This window comes from Moorena sp. SIO4E2, from assembly GCF_010671945.1.
In the GTDB taxonomy this organism is placed as follows: Bacteria; Cyanobacteriota; Cyanobacteriia; order Cyanobacteriales; family Coleofasciculaceae; genus Moorena; species Moorena producens.
Genome location: NZ_JAAHIE010001399.1, coordinates 1 through 1,090, shown reverse-complemented (window position 1 = coordinate 1,090; position 1,090 = coordinate 1). Strand labels below are relative to the sequence as shown.

Genomic DNA, 1,090 nt, shown 5'->3' with positions numbered 1-1,090 from the left:
TCTTCAATCTTCTCAAAGGTCCGGTTGGCAATCGGCTCATCCAAAATTGACCAAAGACGTTCTGCTGGTTGCAACTCAGGGGAGTAAGGGGGAAGAAACTCTAAATGCAATCCAACTGGAACGCACGACTTGGTCACGCTTTTTGCCAGCCTGCTTGGTCAACAGTTAAGATCACGTGTTTATTTGGACCTAAGCTAAAATGTTGGGCAAAGTCAGCCAGGACTTGATTGAATAGTTGAATGTTGACTCTCGGTAGTAACCACCAGTAAGTTTCACCCGAAGCTGGATGCACAAAACCCCATACCCAAACCCACTCATAGCGCCACTGAACCTTGGAGACGAAACCTTAGGATAGTGGAGCCTTAATCAATAAGTTTTGACCCTTTTCTGCATAGCCTGCCAACCATAAAGGCTCCACTATCCTTACGGTAACTTCAAAGGCGATTGGGGTTTCCCACCAGGGCAGCCAGAGGCGACGCAGCACAGGTTTGAGTCCAACTCGATGTTCGTCCATCGCCCACAACTCAATCTCTGCCCCCGGATGCTGCTGTCGTAACTGCTCTACTCGCTCAGGCAGTTTTTTTTCCAGGCTTCTTGCTCCATTGGGTCTTGCTGCTGATGCTCCCGACGGGGCAAGCGCAGCCGAAACTCCATCTGCTTGAGATATTCCCAACCTCGTTGGGGTGCAACCCGACGCTCGAGCACTCGACTCATCCAATCGGCTACCTTGCGACCATTCCACAACCCGCTCTCATCCACAGGGGCTTCTAGAGCTTGTAGGAGTTGGGCTTGTTGAACCTCGTTTAGTATTGGTTCGGCTCCACGATTATGATGCCGACCATCACCTACCCCTGCTTCCCCGTCTTGGTTGTAGCGCTTTGCAATCACTCGTATCCAGCGCTGCGGAATACCCCGTTGCCTCTCGCACCTCTTCCGTCTGTTTCCCTAATGCCTTCAACCACAGGATTTGGTATTGGCTGCGTTCTACAGCATCACTGGCTTGACGATACCGTTCCTCCAATTCCTCACAACTCAGATGAGGTAATAGTCTCAAGCGTTTGGGCATAAATCTTTCCCGACTTACTCTATA

At 50.6% G+C, this 1,090-nt stretch carries 1 pseudogene; it reads right to left on the bottom strand.

From position 1 onward, the window contains the following. Positions 1-1,066 (bottom strand): annotated as a pseudogene (locus tag F6K37_RS43985) (transposase); the annotation flags it as partial. Positions 1,067-1,090 lie beyond the last annotated feature (24 nt).